The 18,965-nt window shown below is 65.3% G+C and carries 12 protein-coding genes and 1 other RNA gene; 4 read left to right on the forward strand and 9 right to left on the reverse strand.

The features are described 5' to 3' along the window. Positions 1-72: 72 nt before the first annotated feature. From XALGPE39_RS00910 to XALGPE39_RS00925, 4 genes are read right to left on the reverse strand one after another with little or no spacing between them, the layout of a single operon-like run. Positions 73-1,695 carry an NAD(P)/FAD-dependent oxidoreductase gene (locus XALGPE39_RS00910; protein ID WP_045726602.1) on the reverse strand — a complete coding sequence of 541 codons (1,623 nt, stop codon included), beginning with the start codon at positions 1,693-1,695 and terminating at the stop codon, positions 73-75. Then, positions 1,692-2,513 (reverse strand): glycosyltransferase family 2 protein, encoded by an 822-nt coding sequence (locus XALGPE39_RS00915; RefSeq protein WP_045726603.1) that lies wholly within the window; start codon positions 2,511-2,513, stop codon positions 1,692-1,694. Before XALGPE39_RS00915 ends, XALGPE39_RS00910 begins: the two co-directional genes overlap by 4 nt. Next, positions 2,510-3,286 (reverse strand): beta-ketoacyl synthase chain length factor, encoded by a 777-nt coding sequence (locus tag XALGPE39_RS00920; protein ID WP_045728857.1) that lies wholly within the window; start codon positions 3,284-3,286, stop codon positions 2,510-2,512. The genes XALGPE39_RS00915 and XALGPE39_RS00920 overlap by 4 nt, the downstream gene beginning before the upstream one ends. Positions 3,287-3,294: 8 nt before the next feature. Next, positions 3,295-4,494 carry a beta-ketoacyl-[acyl-carrier-protein] synthase family protein gene (locus XALGPE39_RS00925; protein ID WP_045726604.1) on the reverse strand — a complete coding sequence of 400 codons (1,200 nt, stop codon included), beginning with the start codon at positions 4,492-4,494 and terminating at the stop codon, positions 3,295-3,297. Between the two features lie 231 nt (positions 4,495-4,725). Between XALGPE39_RS00925 and XALGPE39_RS00930 the strand changes: the two genes are divergently transcribed. Beyond that, positions 4,726-4,986 (forward strand): YcgL domain-containing protein, encoded by a 261-nt coding sequence (locus tag XALGPE39_RS00930; RefSeq protein WP_045726605.1) that lies wholly within the window; start codon positions 4,726-4,728, stop codon positions 4,984-4,986. Then, positions 4,979-8,296, forward strand: coding sequence for an ankyrin repeat domain-containing protein (locus XALGPE39_RS00935; protein ID WP_045726606.1), 3,318 nt, complete (start codon positions 4,979-4,981; stop codon positions 8,294-8,296). The genes XALGPE39_RS00930 and XALGPE39_RS00935 overlap by 8 nt, the downstream gene beginning before the upstream one ends. 332 nt (positions 8,297-8,628) lie before the next feature. On the opposite strand, the gene XALGPE39_RS00940 is transcribed toward XALGPE39_RS00935, so the two are convergent. Then, the gene (locus XALGPE39_RS00940; RefSeq protein WP_045726607.1) at positions 8,629-10,467 is read right to left on the reverse strand and encodes a monovalent cation:proton antiporter-2 (CPA2) family protein; all 1,839 of its coding nucleotides are present in this window, start codon (positions 10,465-10,467) and stop codon (positions 8,629-8,631) included. A 128-nt stretch (positions 10,468-10,595) separates the two neighbouring features. Here XALGPE39_RS00940 and XALGPE39_RS15005 point away from each other — a divergent pair. Both XALGPE39_RS15005 and XALGPE39_RS00945 read left to right on the forward strand, forming a co-directional pair. Next, positions 10,596-10,670, forward strand: a non-coding RNA gene (locus tag XALGPE39_RS15005) — sX9 sRNA. A 133-nt stretch (positions 10,671-10,803) separates the two neighbouring features. Next, entirely contained in the window at positions 10,804-13,488 is a 2,685-nt protein-coding gene (locus XALGPE39_RS00945; RefSeq protein ID WP_045726608.1) for a bifunctional acetate--CoA ligase family protein/GNAT family N-acetyltransferase, read from the forward strand. Positions 13,489-13,652: 164 nt separating this feature from the next. On the opposite strand, the gene XALGPE39_RS00950 is transcribed toward XALGPE39_RS00945, so the two are convergent. The 4 genes from XALGPE39_RS00950 to XALGPE39_RS00960 form a co-directional block, all read right to left on the reverse strand. Next, positions 13,653-14,399 (reverse strand): DUF6065 family protein, encoded by a 747-nt coding sequence (locus tag XALGPE39_RS00950; protein ID WP_045726609.1) that lies wholly within the window; start codon positions 14,397-14,399, stop codon positions 13,653-13,655. A gap of 81 nt (positions 14,400-14,480) precedes the next feature. After that, positions 14,481-16,490, reverse strand: a complete 2,010-nt coding sequence (locus tag XALGPE39_RS00955) for an acetyl/propionyl/methylcrotonyl-CoA carboxylase subunit alpha (RefSeq protein ID WP_045726610.1) — start codon at positions 16,488-16,490, stop codon at positions 14,481-14,483. A 151-nt stretch (positions 16,491-16,641) separates the two neighbouring features. Next, entirely contained in the window at positions 16,642-16,764 is a 123-nt protein-coding gene (locus XALGPE39_RS16550) for a hypothetical protein (protein ID WP_255352701.1), read from the reverse strand. 570 nt (positions 16,765-17,334) lie between these two features. Next, a complete protein-coding gene (locus tag XALGPE39_RS00960; RefSeq protein WP_045726611.1) occupies positions 17,335-18,945 on the reverse strand; it encodes a carboxyl transferase domain-containing protein in 1,611 nt (536 codons plus the stop codon). Positions 18,946-18,965: the final 20 nt, after the last annotated feature.

The following is an 18,965-nucleotide window of genomic DNA, read 5'->3' on the forward strand; positions in this document are numbered from 1 at the left end:
GAATGTTCAGGCTTGATTGCGGCTCGTTCACGATGCGGGTATTGCTGCGCTGCGTTAGGCTTTCGCGCCGACTCAAGCGGCGTTGGCGTACCAGTCTGCCGACAGTACCGGTGTCGCCGCCGACACGCTGTTGCACCCGGCCAGCCCATGGTCGGCAAGTGCGGGATGCCACTGCTGTGCGCGCTCGAGAATCTCGCTTGCCAGCGTTGCCATGTGTGCGACATGACCGCGAAGGCGCGCGACGAAGGTCGCATCGTCCACCTGATCGTGCAGAGCGCGGTTGAGTTCATGGAACCAGTCGATCAGGTATTGGTCCAGCAAGCGTCCGTCGATCACCGTGGCGTCTTGCGCGCGGTTGGCCGCGCCCCAATCGCGCAGCAATGCCTGCACGCCAAGATTGAGCGCGTTGGCGTGCTCGAACACCGGGCGCAGTTGCCCCAACACGGCCACGTTGGTGGTGCGTCCTGAGCAGTACAACGGGGCCAGCAGCGACCAGTAGTAGGTGTAGTCCCAGATCACCTTGACCGGCATGACCTGCGCGTCGCCGAACAGCGGGTACTGGTCTTGGTATAGGGTCAGTGTGTTTTCGTAAAACGAAGAATACAGTTGCTGATACAGCGCGGCATAGGGCGCGATGTTGACCCCGCCGCGTTCCAGTGCGATCAGTTCGCAGATGTAGGTGTTGGAGATGGCGATGAAGTCGTTGCCCGGCGAGTAGAACGGATCCAGGAACACACCGGCCTCGCCGGTCAGCGCCCAACGCTGGGCCGAAAATACCTGTTTGCAGCCGTAGGAAAAGTCGCGCAGGAACATGAAATCCTGCACCGCGTATGCGCTGTGTTCCAGCGTGCGCGCGATCTGCGGTTGGTGCGTGCGCAGCCAGGCCATGGCCTTGTCGTGAGTGTTCATCGTTTCCAGCGGATGCAGGGTGGCGTCGCAGACGATACCCAGCGAATGCGCGCCGGAAGACAGCGGGATCAGCCACAGCCAGTAGCCTGGGCCGCACATGTGGTTGGTCGAGCGCCAGCGGTCCGGTGGCGTACAGCGTTGCAGCCAGGCGTTGTCCTGCGACCAGCCATTGGGGTCGATGTGTCCGTCCACCCGCCACCACACGGCATTGGCGCGGTGTGCGTTGTCCTGCGCCAGACCCAGTTTGCGTTTGAGCAGGCCGGCACGACCGCTGGCGTCCACCACCCAGCGTGCGTGCAGCGTGGTTTGGACACCCTCGCGCGCGTAGTCCACGCAGTGATTGCCGTCGTCGTCGGCCAGCGCGATCCCGCGCACCGTGCTGGCGTCGAGGAACTCCACGCCCAGCGCGCGTGCGCGCGTACCGAGGAAGTTTTCGAAGCGGCCGCGGTCGATCTGCCACGATGGCGTCGGCAGCAACTTGCTCACGCCCAGTTCGGTGCAGCGGTCCAGATCCTCGCGCCGGTCGGAAAAAAAGAAGCGGAAGCCGAACTTACGGATCTGCTCGACATCGAGGTGTTCGCGCAGGCCCAGTACCTCGGCGAAGTAGTGCGCGCCGATTTCCACCGAGGACTCGCCGACCTTGAACGCGGCTTCGCGCACCGGATGCGCGCGCCGTTCCAGCACCGTGATGCGCAGCTCCGGTAAGCGCTGGCGTAGTTGCAAGGCCAGGGTCAGTCCGGCCAGTCCGCCACCGACGATCACCACGTCCGCGCGCTGTTCGTTCATGTCGTCGATTCCTTTGCGCAAGCCATGGATAGACCGGCACCGCTGCCATCCGCGTCGTCGATGATCACCGGGTTGGCGCGGACGCGCCGGTATTCGCGCACCACGTGGCCGTAGTTCCACACCTGCACGACCACGTGCGAGGTGATCTTCCACAGATCGCGTACCAGGCGGAAATGGCTCTTACGGAAGGTGCCTGGAGTTTGCTTGGCGTAGCGCGTTTCGATCGGCACCGCCACCACCCGCGCGCCGGTTTGGCGTGCGGCGGAGATCAACAGTTGCGCCTCGAACACGAACCCCTCGCCGGGCACATCGGGCAGGGTGTAGACCGACTGCGGGTAGAGACGCTGCCCGCTCTGGCTGTCGACCAGGCGGAAGCCGCAGCCCCAGGCGATGCCCCAGTCGCCGAAATCGTTGCCGATGCGGCGAATGGTCGGTTGGCTGGCGCGTTTGCGCAGACGTGCGCCGACGATCACGCAGCCGGGATGGCGGTTGGCCGCGGCCAGTAGGCGAGGGAAGTCGCTGGCGCTGTGCTGACCATCGCCGTCCATGGTCATCACCGCGCGCGCGCCCTGACGCTGCGCCTCGGCGAAACCGCTGCGCAGGGCCGCGCCCTTGCCGAGCCGCTGCGGATGGCGGATCAACGTCACCGGCAGGCCGGCGAGGCAGTCGCTGGTGCCGTCGTCGGAGCCGTCGTCGACCACGATCACGCGCGGGCAATGCGCCAGTGCGTCGCTGACCACCTCGCGGATGCGCAATGCTTCGTTCAGTGCCGGGATCAGGATTGCGGCATCCACTGCGCTCAATGGCGTCCTGCTCATGCGGATAGATCCACTTGCAGGCAGCGACCGCCGCCCGCGTCGAGCATGCAGCCAGCGCCACCAACGGCCAACGCGTCGAACAGCGGCAGCATCGGTGCCATGGCGTTGGCCGCAGCATGCCGTGCCAGCGCGCCGTCACCGGGCACGGCGACGCCGTCGCGCAGGTGCGCCTGTAATCGCGGTAGATCCGAGCCGCGCGCGTTACTGAGCACCAGCGCACCGCCGAGCAGTTGCTCGCTGTGCGAGATGCTCCCGAGCGCGCCGACCGAGCGGCTGTCGTAGCCGACCAGCAGGACGGCTTCATCCCCCGCAGCCAGTTGCGACAGCGCCTCCAGCAAGCCCTGGGCGAAGCTGCCGTGGTGCGCGCTGAGCGCGGTGGTCGTCGTGGTGGCGCCAGCGCCGATGGTCCAGTAGCCGGCGGCGGCATTGTGTACCGAGTTATGGAATTTGGTCGGCGAGACCGAGAGTGGGTCGCTGGCCAAGGTGGTGCACATGTAGTCGGTGATGATCATGTCGCCATGTGTGGAGGTGAATATCGAAGGCAATGTGGCCGGATCGCGACCGGCGTGCTGGCACGCGGCCAGGGCCACCTCCAGCGAGACCGCCACGGTGTCCGGTGCGCGCCGTCGCTCGTTCGGCGCCAGTAGTTGCGGCGATGGTCTTGCTGGCGTCTCCAGCAGTGTCCCGACGCCGCGCGCGAATGCCTGTGCCGCCGCCCACGAGGGCAAGCCGGGCGCCCACAGGCCGATGCCCTCGATTGTCGCAGTCAGCATCGGTATGTTCATGCGCGGCCAAACAGCAACGAACAGTTGTTGCCGCCGAAGCCGAAGGAGTTGTTCATCGCGTAACGGACCTGTGCGTGAGCGGTATCGAAGCGGATCTGCGGGCCGCATACCGGATCGGGCATGGCGCTGTTGAGGGTGCCGGGAAGCAGGCCGTCGCGCAGCGCCAGTAGCGCAAAGACCGAGTCGACGATGCCAGCGGCGCCCAGCGTATGCCCGGTCCATGCCTTGGTGGAACTGGCGTGCAGGCTGGCCTGGAACACTGCTGCCACGGCTATCGCCTCGACGCTATCGTTGGCCTGGGTCGCGGTGCCGTGCAGGTTGAGGTAGCCGACCTCGTCCGCATCCACGCCAGCGCGCTGCAATGCGCCGCGCATCGCGATGCATGCGCCCAGCCCTTGCGGATGCGGGGTGGACATGTGGTAAGCGTCGCTGGATTCGCCGTAGCCGCACAACAACGCCAGGGCCGGCGGTGCGTCGACGGCGTCGTGGCGTTCCAGCAATGCGAAGCCGCCGGCCTCGCCCAATGACAAACCGGTCCGACGCACGTCGAATGGCCGACATGGCTCCGGCGACACCAATTGCAGTGCGTTGAAGCCGAACAGCACGCTGCCGCATAGCGTGTCCACGCCGCCGACCAAGGCCGCATCGACCACGCCATTGGCGATCAGCCGCGCCGCTTGGGCGAACACCTTGGCGCTGGAGGAGCAGGCGGTGGCCACGGTGATACATGGGCCGCGCAGGCCGGTAGCGCGACGCACGAAATCGCCAAGTGAATGCGGCGTGTGCACGATCGGTTGATTCAGGTCGTCGGGAAAGCGTGGACCTTGCGCGTCGTACTCGAGCCGGGTGTAGGCCTCTTCACTGGCACCGATGCTGGAGGTGGATGTGCCCATTACCACTGCAACGCGCTCGGCACCGTGCCGCTGCGCGGCATCGGCCACCGCTGCGGCCATGCCGTCTTGTTGCATGGCCAACCAGGCGAGACGGTTATTGCGGCTTTCCGCGTTGGCGAGGGCCGCTGGCAGGGGCGCGCATTCCAGCCCATCCACCCGACCAATCCAGCATGGCAGCGGCTGCGTGCCGAAATCGTTGTGGCGCAGACCACTGCGACTCTCGCGCAAGGCGCTGGCCTGTGCCTGGACTCCGCAGCCGAGCGCGGTGGTCGCGGTGTACGCGCGGATGGCGACGGGAGCCATGCGGGGCCACTGATGCGCTTCAGTCACGCGATCATCCGGAAATGTAAGGTCAAGCAGGCAAGTATGGCCTATATCGATGCTTGCGACGCCATCGTTGCACTGCGCCGTCCAGGCGAAAGTGAATAGGCGCCCGCATGGAATCTGTTCAGTACCGTGCCGGCATGCGCTTTCGCCGCTGGCGCATTTCCTCCACAATCACTCGCATTTCCACGCCGGGCGCACGCCACGGGCATGCAAGCCTACGTCTATAAAAGCCAACGTAAACCAGACACCTACCTTTATCTCGCCGCGCGCGACGACTTCGGTTGTCTGCCGCCGACACTGCTGGCCACGCTGCATCCACTGGCGTTCGTGCTCGAAGTGGCACTCACTGCCGAGCGCACGCTGGCCCGCGCCGATCCGGTCGCGGTGCGCGCGAACCTCTCCGGTTGTGGCTTCCATCTGCAATTGCCGCCGCGTCCCGACGGCCTGATCGATCGACACGATGACTGAATCCTTTTTCCGCACGCGCGCGCCGATACTTGCCGCCGCGCTGGGAGCCCTGCTGGCCCTGGCTGCCGGGGTTGGCCCGTTCGCCGCCTTGTTGGGTGTATGGCTGGCGCAACCGGCCTTCGCACTGGCGGTGTCCTGGCAGCGCGGCAGCCGTCCGCGCCCGACTAGCCTGAAGGCGCTGGCCACGACCGTGAGGCCATTGCTGGTGCTATGGGCCGGCGGTCTGGCCGTGGCCGCGTTGTTGCTGGCTTGGCCACTGGCCGCATTGCGCGATAGCGGCAGTTTGACTGCGACCTTGGCGCTCAGCGTGGCGGCCAGTGTGGTCTTGCTCGGACTCTGGCGCACCTGGCCGCTGTGGCACGGTAGCGAATGCGCTGACGGCCCTCTGCGGCCTCGCTGGCATGCCCTGGTGCAACAGGATGTGCAGGCCTGGCGCGGTCTGGAGGTGGCCGGGTTGGTGTTGGCATTGGCCGGCCTCGGCGTACTGCTGGCGTGGCCCGGCTTACTTGCCACCACCCCACGTTGGTCGCTGGCGCTGGCCTATGCGTTGTTGTCGCCACTGCTGCACGCGGCTCTGCAGCGGGTGGCGCCGCCACAGGCGCTGGTGTCAGTGCCGTCCTCGGCCGACCTGTTCGCCGAGTTCAGTGCCGCCGCGCCGCGCATGGACGAACCAGCGCCACCGCAGGAGGAATTGCACATGGCGCTGTACGATGCGGCGCGCAGCGGTCGGGTGGACCGTGCGTTGCAGCTTTTGCAGGCCGGGGCCGATCCGCATGCGCTGCCGGCGTCGAACTGGCGCGACCAGCGTAGCCTGCCGGTGCTGGCCGCGGTGTTGCCGGACCTGCGCCTGCTGCGGGATCTGATCGTGCGCGGGGTAGACGTCAATCGTCCGCACCTGGGCATGACGCCGCTGTTGGCCGCCACCCGCGATAGCTGGCACGGTCGGCCCGAAGCGGTGATGACCCTGCTCGCCAATGGTGCCGACCCACGTGCCAGCGACAGCGATGGCAATACGCCGTTGCATCACGCCGCGCGTAGTTCCGACCCGGGCGTGGCCGCGTTGTTGCGCGATGCCGCCGCTGAACTGGATGTGCCCAATCGCGATGGCCTGACCCCGCTGGCGGTGGCCTGTCAGGTTGGCAATTGGCGGATGGGCAAATTCCTGCTTGAGCGTGGCGCCAAGCCCGAGCCGCCCGACGCCAGCCCGGTGTTGTTGGCCGCAGCCGGAACCGAGGAGGACGATCCGGCCGGCGTGCAACTGTTGCTCAAACACAAGGCACGGGTGGACGCGCGTGACCACCAGCAGCGCCGCAGTGCACTGCACGAGGCGGCGCAGGCCGGGCATGTGGAAATCGTCCAGGCGCTGCTCGGCGCGGGGGCCAACCTGGAAGCGCGCGATGCGCTGGCCCGTACCCCGTGGTTGGAAGCCGCACGTCACGGTCGCGTGGCGGTGCTGGAGCGACTGCTGCCGCACAAGCCTGATTTGCACGCGGTCGATGGTGACGGCCGCAACGCGCTGTTATTGGCTTGCACCGCCGACCAAGTGTCGCCGGACTTGATCCGACGCCTGCGCGAGCTGGGCGTATCGGCTGCGCAGCCCGACCACGCTGGTCGTCGTGCGGTGGATGTGGCCGCCGAGGCCGGACGCTGGGCGATCGTCTCCGCGTTGGACCCGGATTATCCATTGCCGGCTGCGGTCAGCGATGGTCAGGGCGAGATCGGCAGCGCCGGTTTGCCCGACCGAGCGCCGCTGGAATTGCTGCGCGAAGGCCTGCAACTGGGCCAGCCACCCAGCGGGCTGGCTGCGCTGGCGCGGCTGTGTGCGGCGGCGGAGTTGGGCACCCTGCTGCACGATAAAGATGTGGCGCTGAAACCGCGCGCGGTGGATTGGCTGCTGACGCATGGCGCTGCGCCGGAGGTGCTCGATGCCGACGGTGATACGCCGATGTTCGCGTTGCTTGCGCGTGGCGTGGAAGCCGTGCCCAGTCTGCAGGTGTTGCTGCGTCATGGCGTATCGCCGGCCGGTGCTGGTGGCTTGACCCGCCTTCTCGCTGCGTGCGCCCAGCATGATCACGCTTCGCGCGCGTTGGAGCAGTTTGCGTTGGAGTTGCTCGAACGCGGCGCCGATCCATTCGCGCCGTCGCCAGCCGGTGATCCGCCGTTGTCCCTGGCCGTGCGTCTGGGGTGGTTGCGACTGCAGTTGCACTTGCTTGAGCGCGGTGCCGATCGTGAGGCGCGCGATAGTCATGGCATGACCGCGCTGCACTTGGCTGCCGCGCTGGGACGTGAGGCCTCGCTGAAATTGCTGATTCAACAGGGTGCCTGGCCGGAGGCGCGTGCTGCCGATGGACAGACTCCCCTGGGCGTGGCCCTGGCCAGTGGCCGGCGCGATCTGGCCGATTGGCTGGACTGGCGGATCTGGCCGTTGCCACTGCGCCCGCTGCGCGAAGCCGATGTGCCCGCAGCGGCGATGGTCGGCGATGCCGACGCGATCCGGCGCTTGATCGACCTGGGTCTGCCGGTGGACGCAGTGGATGCACAGGGCTGTACCGCACTGCTGCGCGCTGCCGGCGGTGGCCATACCGCAGCGGTGGATCTGCTGCTGGCGCGCGGTGCCAATCTGCACCATGCTGCGGCCAGTGGCGTTACCCCGTTGTCCGCGGCGGTGAGCATGCGTCAGGTCGGCATCGTCTCGGCATTGCTGCAAGCCGGCGCTCAGATCGAGCATCGTCTGCCTGGCGGCGTCACCGTGCTGATGCTGGCTTGCGCGCTGGGTCTGCCGGATATCGCCGCGCGCCTGTTAGCTGCTGGTGCCGATGTGCATGCCGGCGATGCACAGCAACGCACACCATTGCATTGCGCGACGTTGTACGGCTTCAGCGCACGTGACAAGTCGCGCCTGCTGGCCCTGCTGGACACCCTGCTGCTAGCCGGCGCCGAAGCCGATCTTGGTTCCGCCGACGGGGTGACGCCGTTGTTGTCGCTGCTGGGTGCGCAGGCCGAACCTGGCACCGCTTGCGAAGAATTGGTGGTGTTAGCTGGTGTTGAGCGACTGCTCGATGAGGAAGTGAGCCTCGATGTGCAGGACGCGCACGGCTTTGGCCCGCTGCATTTGGCGGCGTTGCATGGGTTGCCGTTGTTGGTGCAGCGCCTGTTGCGCGCCGGCGCCGATCCTGATCTGCGCGACACCTTGAATCGCACTCCGCGCGAAATCGCGGTGATGCGTGGCTTCGTCGATGTTGCCGGTCAATTCCAGCCCGCCTTACCGGGCGTGTCCTCAATGGCCCGGTTTCTGCGCGAAACGCGCTGAGGCGTTTCTTACTGCGACGCGGTGCGAAGACGTGGTGCGAACACCGCCGTTGCCATGCTCTGTGCGGTGCTGGCCCGACGCATGTGCTGCCCGACCAGCCCGTGCATGGCGATGCGACGCAGCCAGTGCTGGGCGTGCATGATCCGATTGGCAAACAGGACATTGCTTTAGCGTCGTTCACGACGTGCGCCATGTAACGCTCACTCGGCTGGTGAGTCGGTGTCGTGCGCCCTTTTTTGTCGGCAGACACACCGCCGCCATGGGAGCGTAAGCATTGGGCGCGCAGCGCTTGCGCTTACCGAGCGACGCATGGCGTCGTTGCCGCGTCAGGATCAGATGTGCGTTGGCGGCGTGATCGACGTTGTATCGTCCGCGAGTAGGGTTTCTGTCTCCTGCACGTCCGCTTCGAACAACTGCATCAGGTCCGCACGCGCGGCGCGCGCGGTTTGTACCACGGCCGCGTCGTCGTCGTAGACCAGGTGTTGTGCGCGCAGCAATTGTTCGTCGTGCTCGCGGAAGCGGGCGATGCGATCGCGTGCAGTGGTCTGGTCCATGCCGAGGCCAAGCAACACGTGTTCGCTCAGTTCCAGGCTGGAGGCGAATACCTCGCGGAACGGCTCGGCTCCCAGGTCCATCAGCCGCCAAGCGTGCTGGCGGTTGCGTGCGCGTGCCAACACCCTGGCGCTCGGATACAGGCGGCGGATCAGTCGGGTGGTCTTGATGTTGGTCTCTGGGTCGTCCATTGCCACCACGAACAGGCGGATGCTGTCGCTGCCGGCGGCACGCAGTAAATCCGGGCGGCTGGGATCGCCGTAGTAGAGTTTGTTGCCGAACCGGCGCAAGTCTTCCACGGTGTCCGGGTTGTGTTCCAGCGCCACGAACGGGATGTGTTGTGCGGTCAGCAGCCGTGCCACGACCTGGCCGAACCGGCCCATGCCGGCAATCAGCACTTGCGCACGTTGTGCCTCCACGGTGTCATAGCGGGTGGCTGGTATCGGTGGTGCACGTTTGGCCTTGGCGTTCGTGTCGCCATCGAGCAGGCGCTGTATGCCGATCAGCAACAGTGGCGTCAGCGCCATCGAGACGCTGACGATCGCGACCAGGCGATCGTGGCTGGCGTCGTCGAGCAAGCCCACGCGTTGTGCTTCGATCAACACGACGAAAGCGAACTCTCCACCCAGCCACAGCAGGCTGCCCAGTAGCAGCGCATTGCGCCACGGCAAGCGCAGCATGCGGCCGATGCCAGTCAGCAGGCCGAACTTCACCAACAGCAGGGTCGCCACGCCGGCGATGATCAGCCACGGTTCGGCGACGATGCGATGCAGGTTGATACCCATACCCACTGCGATGAAGAACACGCCCAATAACAGGCCCTTGAAGGGCTCGATCTGTGCTTCCAGCTCGTGCCGGAATTCCGAATCGGCGAGCAACACACCAGCTAAAAACGCGCCCAGGCTTGGGCTCAGTCCAGCCTTCTGCAGGAACCAGGCATTGCCCAGGACTACCAGCAGCGCGCTGGCGGTGAAGACCTCGGGCATGCGCGTGCGCGCCACCACGCGGAACAGATGGCGCAGCACGAAGCGGCCGCACAGCACCACCAGCGCCAGTGCGCCGAGCGCCTGCCCCACTTCGGTCCAGGTCAGCGTGTCGTTTTTGGCACCGCCGAGCAATGGCACCGCAGCCAGCAGTGGGATCGCGATCAGGTCCTGAAACAGTAGGATGGCGAAGCCGAGCCGGCCATAGTCGCTATTGAGTGCCTTGCGCTCGGCCAGCAACTGCAGGCCTACCGCAGTGGAGGACAGCGCCAGCGCCATGCCCACCACGAGCGCGCTTTTCCAGTTCATACCCAGGCACAGCAGCAGCACGCCCAGCGGCAAGGCGCTCAGCGCGACTTGCGCGGCGCCTGCGCCGAATACCGCATGCCGCATCACCTTCAACCGTGCCGGCGACAGTTCCAGGCCGATCAGGAACAGCAGCATGACCACGCCGATTTCGGCGGCGTTGAAAATGCGCTGGGTATCCTGCGCGAAGCCGAACCCGTCCGGGCCTAGCACCACACCTGCGACCAGATAGGCCAGCACCGCCCCCAGGCCAAGCCGCTTGAACACCGGCACCGCGATCACGGCGGCCAGCAGCAATACCAGCGCCAGTTCCAGCCCGCTGCTATGCACGCGTTGTCTCCATCGTCCTATTATGCGACTCATGCGACTGTTGATGCGAGCATTGGCCGGTCCGGCTAAGCGTCGCTAACAAACGAATGCGTCGCCGCCGCACCGGCGCTGGCAGGACTCGGAATCTTGTGTACCCCTGTACACTGCGGTTCCTGCGCGCTGTCCACGCCTACCCGGCAGCGACTGGTGACGTTTCATTAGCCACGCTAAGACATCGACATCCACATCTGCGCGCAAACAGTTGCATCAATCGTGTTCAGGCCATCTTGCCGGTGCTGCCCACGTCGGCGTCAGGCGTGTACCGTGATGGCATCCGCTCGCAGGTCTGCTGCCACCATGAGTACCTATCATCTGCAGTCCGTGTTCCGTCCTGCCGCAGTCGCTATCGTCGGTGGCAGTCCGCGTGAGCGCTCGGCCGGGCGTGCCGTGGTGCGCGCGTTGCACGCGTCGGGTTTTCCCGGCCAGATCGGCTGGGTCAGTCCGCGTTATCGGCAGATCGATGGCATACCCACGGTGCGCCACCTTGCCGATCTGCCATGGGTGCCGGATCTGGTGGTCATCACGGCACCAGCGCGGATGGTGCCGCGCATCGTCGCGATCGCGGCACGCCGTGGCGTGGCTGCGGCGATCATCCTGACCGCTGGGCTCGGCAGCGGGCCGGGCTCGCCAGCGGCGCGGGTGGAGCACGTAGCGCGTGCCAAGGGGTTGCGTGTCCTCGGTCCGCATTGCTTGGGGGTGATCGCGCCGCACGCGCGGCTCAACGCCAGCATCGCCGCACACTGTCCGCAGCCGGGCGACCTGGCGCTGGTGTCCGAATCCAGCGCCATTGCCGCGGCGCTGGTGGAATGGGGCGTGGCGCGCGCGGTCGGCTTCTCCGCAGTGGTGTCGCTGGGCGATGCGCTGGACGTGGATTTCGCCGATTTGCTCGACTATTTCGCCACCGACGAACGCACCCGTGCAATCTTGCTTTACGTCGAGCATATCCGTGACGCACGCAAATTCATGTCCGCCGCCCGCGCCGCGGCGCGCGCTAAACCGGTGGTGGTGGTGAAGTCCGGTCGGTTGTTGCGCATCGGCTCTTCTGCCGATACCCATGTGCAGGCGTTGGCCAGTCCCGATGAGGTTTACGCTGCTGCCTTCGCCCGTGCCGGGTTGTTGCGAGTGCGCGCGCTGGACGAGTTGTTCGCCGCCGCGCAGACCCTGGGTCGGTTGAGCACTTTTCCTGGCCGGCGCCTGGCCATTCTCAGCAATGGCAGTGGTGTCGGTCGTCTGGCGATGGACACGCTGGTCGAGCTTGGCGGCACGCTGGCGGCATTGTCGCCGCAGACCCAGCAGCGGCTGCAGCAGGCGTTGCCGCAAGAGGAGCCGCACACCAATCCGGTGGACATCCTGGTGGATGCCGACGGCGAACGTTATGCCGCCGCGATTGCGGCGTTGTTGGACGATGCGCAGAACGACGCGGTGTTGGTAGTCAACGTGCCGACGGCGTTCACCTCTTCTGCGGAGGTGGCGCAGGCGCTGACCCGCGCGCTCGATCAGCGTCCGCGTCAGCATCGCGACAAGCCGGTGTTCGCGGTCTGGTTAGGCAACGACGCAAGCGCCAGCTCCGTGCGCATTCCCACCTATGCCACCGAGGCCGACGCGGTGCGTGGGTTCATGCACCTGGTGCGCTACCGCGAGGCGCAGGCGGCATTGATGGAAACTCCGCCCAGTCTGCCCGACGATGTCGTCTTCGATGTTGCCGCAGCGCGCGCGATTGTCGATGCCGCGTTGGCTGCTGGACAGGCATGGCTGGACCCGCTCGCGACCACGCAGCTACTGGCCGCTTACGGGATTCCCACCGCGCCGGTGGCACATGCCGCGAGCGCCGACGCTGCGGCGGAGTTGGCCGCGCCGATGCTCGCACAGGGTGTCGCGGTCGCAGTGAAGATTCATTCGGCCGATATTCCGCACAAGTCCGATGTGGATGGCGTGCGCCTGAATCTGGTCAGTGTGGAGGCGGTGCGCGATGCCGCCGAAGGCATCCTGGCCCGCGCACGCGCCGCACGTCCGGATGCGCGCATCGATGGGGTGTTGGTACAACCATCGTTGTTGCGACCGAAGGCGCGCGAATTGATTGTCGGGATCGCCGACGATCCGGTCTTCGGTCCAGTGATTGTCTTCGGTCGTGGCGGCACTGCGGTGGAAGTGATCGACGACAAAGCGCTGGCATTGCCACCGTTGGACTTGCGTCTGGCGCACGAACTGATCGGCCGCACTCGGGTCAGCCGCATCCTCAAGGCTTACCGCGACGTACCCGCCGCCGACGAGCGCGCTGTGGCGATGGTGTTGGTCAAACTGGCGCAACTGGCCGTGGACCTGCCGGAGATCCGCGAAGTGGACATCAATCCGTTGCTGGCCGACCGCGACGGCGTGATCGCCGTCGATGCGCGCGTGGTGGTGGCACCATCGCGGCCCTTGCACAAGGGGCGTGGCCATCCGCGTTTTGCGATTCTTCCCTATCCCAAGGAATGGGAGCGAAGCATTGTCCTCAACGATGGTGCCGAAGCTTTCGTGCGCCCGGTCCGGGCCGAAGACGACGCGCTGTTCCGGCGCTTCTTCACGCGTGTGAGCGAGGAGGATCTACGTTTGCGCTTCTTCCAGGCATTCAAGCATTTCAGCCACGAATTCATCGCGCGCCTGACCCAGCTCGACTACGCGCGCTCGATCGCGTTGGTGGCAATCGAACCCAGTACGGGCGAAATGCTCGGTGCGGTGCGTCTGCATGCCGATGCCGATTACGGCCATGGCGAATACGCGATTCTGATTCGCTCCGATCTCAAGGGGCAGGGCATTGGCTGGCAATTGATGCGGATCATGATCGAATACGCCGGTTGGCTGGGCTTGCAGGTCATCGAGGGCCAGGTCTTGCGCGAGAACCGCACGATGTTGGCGATGTGCCGGCAACTGCACTTCAGTGTCACCGCCGATCCTGACGATCCGATGCTGATGAATGTGATGTTGCCGGTGGGCAAGCATTGAGGCGTGTCGCTGCAGGATCGCGTCGATGCACGCATAACTTGGCGGCGCAGCGCAGATTGGGCGTGTCTGGTTCAATCTGCACGGGCCTGGCACAGGCGTTCGATGACGCGTGGCTTGCGCACACCGCAACGGCAGCGTGTCACGGCGATGCCGTTCGCCGCTGCTCAATCCTCATGACGGTCTTCTTCGCGAGTGAACGCTGCCAGCCGCAGTTTCACCCGGTGCTCGACCCCGGCCGGGCATTGCCCAGGCGCGGGGCCACGAAAATAGCTGCGTTGCCAGCCTTCACGGCTGGCCGCTGAATCCGGCTGCGCCAAGTCCTGCAGAAACTGGCCACGGCTGCGCATCCACGTCTGATGTTCACGCTCCAGTTCCGGGGTCTGCGACAACGGTTGCCAGCGCGGCTGTGTCTGCGTCAGTAGCTGGCGCTGCACCGGGAAAAAGTGACAGAACGGTTCGCCAGCGTCGAAGCGCACGCGTCCGGGCCGGGTGAACTGCCAGTTCATGGTGAATGTGTAGGGGCTCCAGTCGGTTTCGATCAAGCCGGTGAGGCCGGCGATACCGTCCTTGGGCCGGTTGACTGGCGCGGTCACGTACAGGTCCACGCCCGGCTCGGTGCGGAACAGGCAGGGCACGTGGAAGGTGAGCACGCCATAGCCGAAGTGGCTGACCGCTGGCGCTGGCGTGTCCGGTGACGGATGTACGCGCAGGTCCTCTAGCGCATTGCCGCCGTTCCACTCGGCCTCGAACGCGGTCTGGCACAGCAGTTCCCAACCGTGCGCGTTGGCGATGTCCAGCGGCAGACAGCGGTAGGCGTAGCGTTCGGCGGTGCGGTCCATCCATGGCCGCTCGCGCGGCGCTGGACGCACGTCGAGCGTGTGGCCGTCGAGAACGTGAGCGGTGAGTTTCATGGCATTGGCATGGCGAGGGGCGAATGCCGAGTGTGACGCGTCGCCGGCGCGCTGGCGACTGTGGCGGCGTGGCGCGATGGATCAGGCTGCTTCGAATTCCAGCAGCGCGACGCCATCGGCGACCAGCTCGCCTTCGCGCACGCGGTAGCCGTGGACGATGCCGTCGGTGGGTGCCTGCAGTGTGTGCTCCATTTTCATCGCTTCCAGCACCAGCAACGGCGTGCCGCGGGTCACTTGCGTGCCGGGTGCGACCAGCAGCGCCACCACGCGGCCTGGCATCGGCGCGGTCAGTCCGCCGCTATCGATGGCCGGCTGGTCCGCTTCTGCGATGGGGTCGTGACGTTCGAACAGATAGCCCCGGCCGTCCACGAACAGATGCAATTGGTTGCCGACGAACACGGTGTCGGCCTGCACGCGCTGTGTGCCCAGGTGTGCGGTCAAGCGATCATCTTGCCATTGTCCGGTGACGTCCAGTTCTGCATTGGCATCGGTATCGTGCATGCGCCAGCCGTTGGCATTGGCACTCAGGCGCAGGCAACGACGCAGTTCGCCATGCTGCAAGGTCAATCGGCGTGGCGCGGGCGCGCCCAAACGCCAGCCATCGCGCAGATCCCAGGGCGAGTGCGGATCGTCGGGGTGCGCGGCCTGCGTGGGCTCGTGCATTAGCCAGGCCAGTGCGGCCAGGTGCCAGATCGCGTCTGCGGTCGGCACCGTGCTGTCGAACAGCGCGGCGTGCTCGCGCTCGATCAGCGCCGTATCCAGGTCCGCCTGGGCGAATGCGCGTGTCGCGAGCAGACGTTGCAGGAACGCCACATTGGTCGCGACGCCGACGACCTGGCATGCGCTCAGTGCCGTTTGCATGCGCCGCAGCGCGCCTGCGCGGGTCGTTTCCCAGACGATCACCTTGGCGATCATCGGGTCGTAATGCGGACCGATCACATCGCCTTGCTCGACTCCTGCATCGACGCGCGTGTACGCGTCGGCGGCGGGCAGGCGCAGGTGTCGCAATGTGCCGATGCAGGGCAGGAAGCCGCGTGTCGGGTCTTCCGCGTACAGCCGTGCTTCCAGTGCGTGGCCGTGGATTGTCAGTTCGTGCTGGCGCTGCGGCAGCGGTTGGCCGGCAGCCACGCGCAACTGCCATTCGACTAGGTCGGTGCCGGTGATGTACTCGGTGACCGGGTGTTCCACCTGCAGCCGGGTGTTCATTTCCATGAAGTAGAACGTGCCGTCGGGTGCGACGATGAATTCCACCGTGCCGGCGCCGACGTAGCCGACCGCACGCGCGGCTTCCACCGCAGCGTGGCCCATCGCGGCACGACGTTTTTCGTCCATGCCCGGTGCCGGCGCTTCTTCGAGTACTTTTTGGTGACGGCGTTGTACCGAGCAATCGCGCTCGAACAGGTACACGCATTCGCCATGCTGGTCGCCGAACACCTGGATTTCGATGTGGCGTGGGCGTAGCACGTATTTCTCCACGAGTACGTGTGCATTGCCGAATGCGGCTTGCGCTTCGCGTTGGCAGGCGAGCAGTGCCGTGGCGAAGTCCTCGTTGCGGTCGACCCGGCGCATGCCCTTGCCGCCACCACCGGCGCTGGCCTTGATGAGCACCGGATAGCCGATGGCATCGGCTTGCGAACGTAGGAATTCCATCTCCTGGCGTTCACCGTGGTAGCCCGGCGTCAGCGGCACGGCGGCGGCCTGCATCAGTGCTTTGGCCGCGCTCTTATCGCCCATTGCGCGGATTGCGGCCGGTGGTGGACCGATGAAGACGATGCCGCGTTTGGCGCAATCCTCGGCGAAGGTTGGGTTTTCGGAGAGGAAACCGTAGCCGGGGTGGATTGCTTGTGCTCCGCAGTGCTGTGCCGCATCGAGGATGCGCTCGCTGTGCAGGTAGCTTTCGCTTGGTGGAGCGGCGCCGATGTACACGGCGGTGTCGGCCATGCGGACATGGCGAGCGTTGCGATCAGCATCGGAATATACGGCCACGGTAGCGATGCCGAGTCGGCGGCATGTGGCGATCACCCGGCAGGCGATTTCGCCGCGATTGGCGATCAGGATTTTGTCGAACACCGTCAGATTGGGCGTTGCCATGGTTGAGTGCCTGGGGCAAGAAAGGTGCGATGGGCGAAGGAGTCGACAGACTGCGCGTGGCGATGGTGTGCGCGTTGTGGATTTATGTGTTTACGACCTTTGCATATCCTCAAATGTCTATGTGCATATAAGGATTTCGAGCGAGCAGAGTTCACGAGCAAAATTGTTGCTGTTGCTGTTGCTGTTGCTGTTGCTGTTGCTGTTGCTGTTGCTGTTGCTGTTGCTGTTGCTTGTGCTTTTGACGTGCCGGGTTCCCTTCCGAAGCGGCGGTCATGACGGGGGGAAACCCCGCAGGGGCGGCGCACAGGGATGTGCGCCGTTCGCGGCAGGGGCACGATGCCCCTTCCGCGAATCCCCGGTATGGACGCGGACCCGGAGCGCGTAGCGCGGAGGGCGCGAGGCAGGGCGTGCTTTCTTTTGGTGACTTTTCTTTGCACGAGCAAAGAAAAGCCACTCGCCTTCAGGCGAAAGCTTTTGCTTTTGCTTTGTCTGTGTCCTGAAGCTTCAAAGCAAGAGCAGAAGCTTCCGCTCACGCGGGTCACTTTTCTTTGCTTGTGCAAAGAAAAGTAACCAAAAGAAAACACCCCCCGCAACGCGCCTTCCGCGCTATGCGCTCCAGGTTCGCAGCCACGATGAGCATTTTTCGACGGCACATCCATGTGCCGACGAAAAACGACGCGCATCGTGCGCGTCGCCCTTCGGGTATTCGCCCATCGTGGCTGCCGCGTCGAGGGGGCCCGGTCAATCAAAAGCAAAAAAGCAACAGCAACATTCGCTCTTGCGGACATGGTCCCGTGTGTCACCGGCAACCACGTTGAAAGACAATTCAAACGCTCGTGCCGGCTCACATCCGAAACACTCCGAACCGACTCGGCTCCACCGGCGCATTCAGTGATGCCGAGAGCCCTAGCCCCAACACGCGCCGCGTCTGCGCCGGGTCGATGATGCCGTCGTCCCACAGCCGCGCGCTGGCGTAGTAGGGATGGCATTGACGCTCGAACTGCTCGCGGATCGGTGTCTTGAACGTGTGCTCCTGCTCGGCCGACCACTGCCCGCCCTTGGCGTGGATGCCATCGCGACGTACGGTCGCCAATACGCTGGCCGCCTGTTCGCCTCCCATGACCCCGATCCGCGCGTTCGGCCACATCCACAAAAAATTTGGCGCGTAGGCCCGCCCGCACATGCCGTAATTGCCGGCGCCGAACGAGCCGCCAATCACCACAGTGAACTTAGGTACCTTCGCACAGGCCACCGCCATCACCAGTTTTGCGCCATCCTTGGCGATGCCACCATGCTCGTATTTGCGCCCAACCATGAAGCCGGTGATGTTTTGCAGAAATACCAACGGAATGCCGCGCTGCGCGCATAACTCGATGAAATGCGCGCCCTTGAGTGACGATTCTGAAAATAAGATGCCATTGTTGGCGACGATCCCCACCGGGTAGCCATGCAGATGGGCAAAGCCGGTGACCAAACTAGTGCCATAGCGTGCCTTGAACTCGTCCAGGCGCGAGCCGTCCACCACTCGCGCGATCACCTCGCGCACATCGAAGGGTTTGCGTGGATCGGCCGGAATCACCCCATATAGTTCTTCGGCTGGATACAACGGTGGCTCCGGTGTGCGCAGCGCCAGTGCCGGCGTTGGTTTGCGCCAGTTGAGTTGGGCCACGATCGCGCGTACGCGCGCCAGCGCCTGCACATCGTTGTCGACAAAATGGTCGGCTACGCCGGAAATACGCGTGTGCACATCGGCACCGCCCAGTTCTTCGGCGCTGACATCCTCGCCAGTGGCGGCTTTCACCAACGGTGGCCCACCAAGGAAGATGGTGCCTTGTTCACGCACGATCACCGTCTCCTCGCTCATCGCCGGCACGTAGGCGCCACCGGCAGTGCACGAGCCCATCACGCAGGCGATCTGCGCGATGCCTTGCGCCGACAGGTTGGCCTGGTTATAGAAAATGCGACCAAAGTGGTCACGGTCGGGAAACACCTCGTCCTGCAACGGCAGGAATGCGCCGCCGGAATCGACCAGATACAGGCACGGCAGCCGGTTCTGCTGCGCGATCTCCTGCGCGCGCAGATGTTTTTTGACCGTCATTGGGTAGTAGGTGCCACCCTTGACCGTGGCGTCGTTGGCCACGATCACGCATTCCACGCCGCAGACCCGGCCAATCCCCGCAACCACGCCGGCGCATGGCACCTCATCGTCGTACAGGCCCAGCGCGGCTAGCGGTGCGATCTCCAGGAATGCGCTGCCTGGATCGAGCAGGGCGTCGATACGCTCGCGCGCCAGCAGTTTTCCGCGTGCCTGATGCTTGGCGCGCGCGGCTTCGCTGCCGCCCAGGGCGATCCGTGCCTGGGTGCGTTGCAGATCGTCCACCAGCGCACTTAGCGCGGCGGCATTGGCCGCGAAGGTATCGCTACCGGCTTGCAACTGGGTCTGGATCGCAGGCATCGCGGGGGCCGTCGAGGAGA

Source organism: Xanthomonas sp. GPE 39 (assembly GCF_000963005.1).
Classification (GTDB): Bacteria; Pseudomonadota; Gammaproteobacteria; order Xanthomonadales; family Xanthomonadaceae; genus Xanthomonas_A.

What these genes read in the sequence shown, in the direction of transcription:
- XALGPE39_RS00910 (WP_045726602.1), bottom strand. Translation starts at nt 1,695, where the DNA reads ATGAACGAACAGCGCGCGGACGTGGTGATCGTCGGTGGCGGACTGGCC.
- XALGPE39_RS00915 (WP_045726603.1), bottom strand. Translation starts at nt 2,513, where the DNA reads ATGAGCAGGACGCCATTGAGCGCAGTGGATGCCGCAATCCTGATCCCG.
- XALGPE39_RS00920 (WP_045728857.1), bottom strand. Translation starts at nt 3,286, where the DNA reads ATGCTGACTGCGACAATCGAGGGCATCGGCCTGTGGGCGCCCGGCTTG.
- XALGPE39_RS00925 (WP_045726604.1), bottom strand. Translation starts at nt 4,494, where the DNA reads ATGGCTCCCGTCGCCATCCGCGCGTACACCGCGACCACCGCGCTCGGC.
- XALGPE39_RS00930 (WP_045726605.1), top strand. Translation starts at nt 4,726, where the DNA reads ATGCAAGCCTACGTCTATAAAAGCCAACGTAAACCAGACACCTACCTT.
- XALGPE39_RS00935 (WP_045726606.1), top strand. Translation starts at nt 4,979, where the DNA reads ATGACTGAATCCTTTTTCCGCACGCGCGCGCCGATACTTGCCGCCGCG.
- XALGPE39_RS00945 (WP_045726608.1), top strand. Translation starts at nt 10,804, where the DNA reads ATGAGTACCTATCATCTGCAGTCCGTGTTCCGTCCTGCCGCAGTCGCT.
- XALGPE39_RS00950 (WP_045726609.1), bottom strand. Translation starts at nt 14,399, where the DNA reads ATGAAACTCACCGCTCACGTTCTCGACGGCCACACGCTCGACGTGCGT.
- XALGPE39_RS00955 (WP_045726610.1), bottom strand. Translation starts at nt 16,490, where the DNA reads ATGGCAACGCCCAATCTGACGGTGTTCGACAAAATCCTGATCGCCAAT.
- XALGPE39_RS16550 (WP_255352701.1), bottom strand. Translation starts at nt 16,764, where the DNA reads ATGACCGCCGCTTCGGAAGGGAACCCGGCACGTCAAAAGCACAAGCAA.
- XALGPE39_RS00960 (WP_045726611.1), bottom strand. Translation starts at nt 18,945, where the DNA reads ATGCCTGCGATCCAGACCCAGTTGCAAGCCGGTAGCGATACCTTCGCG.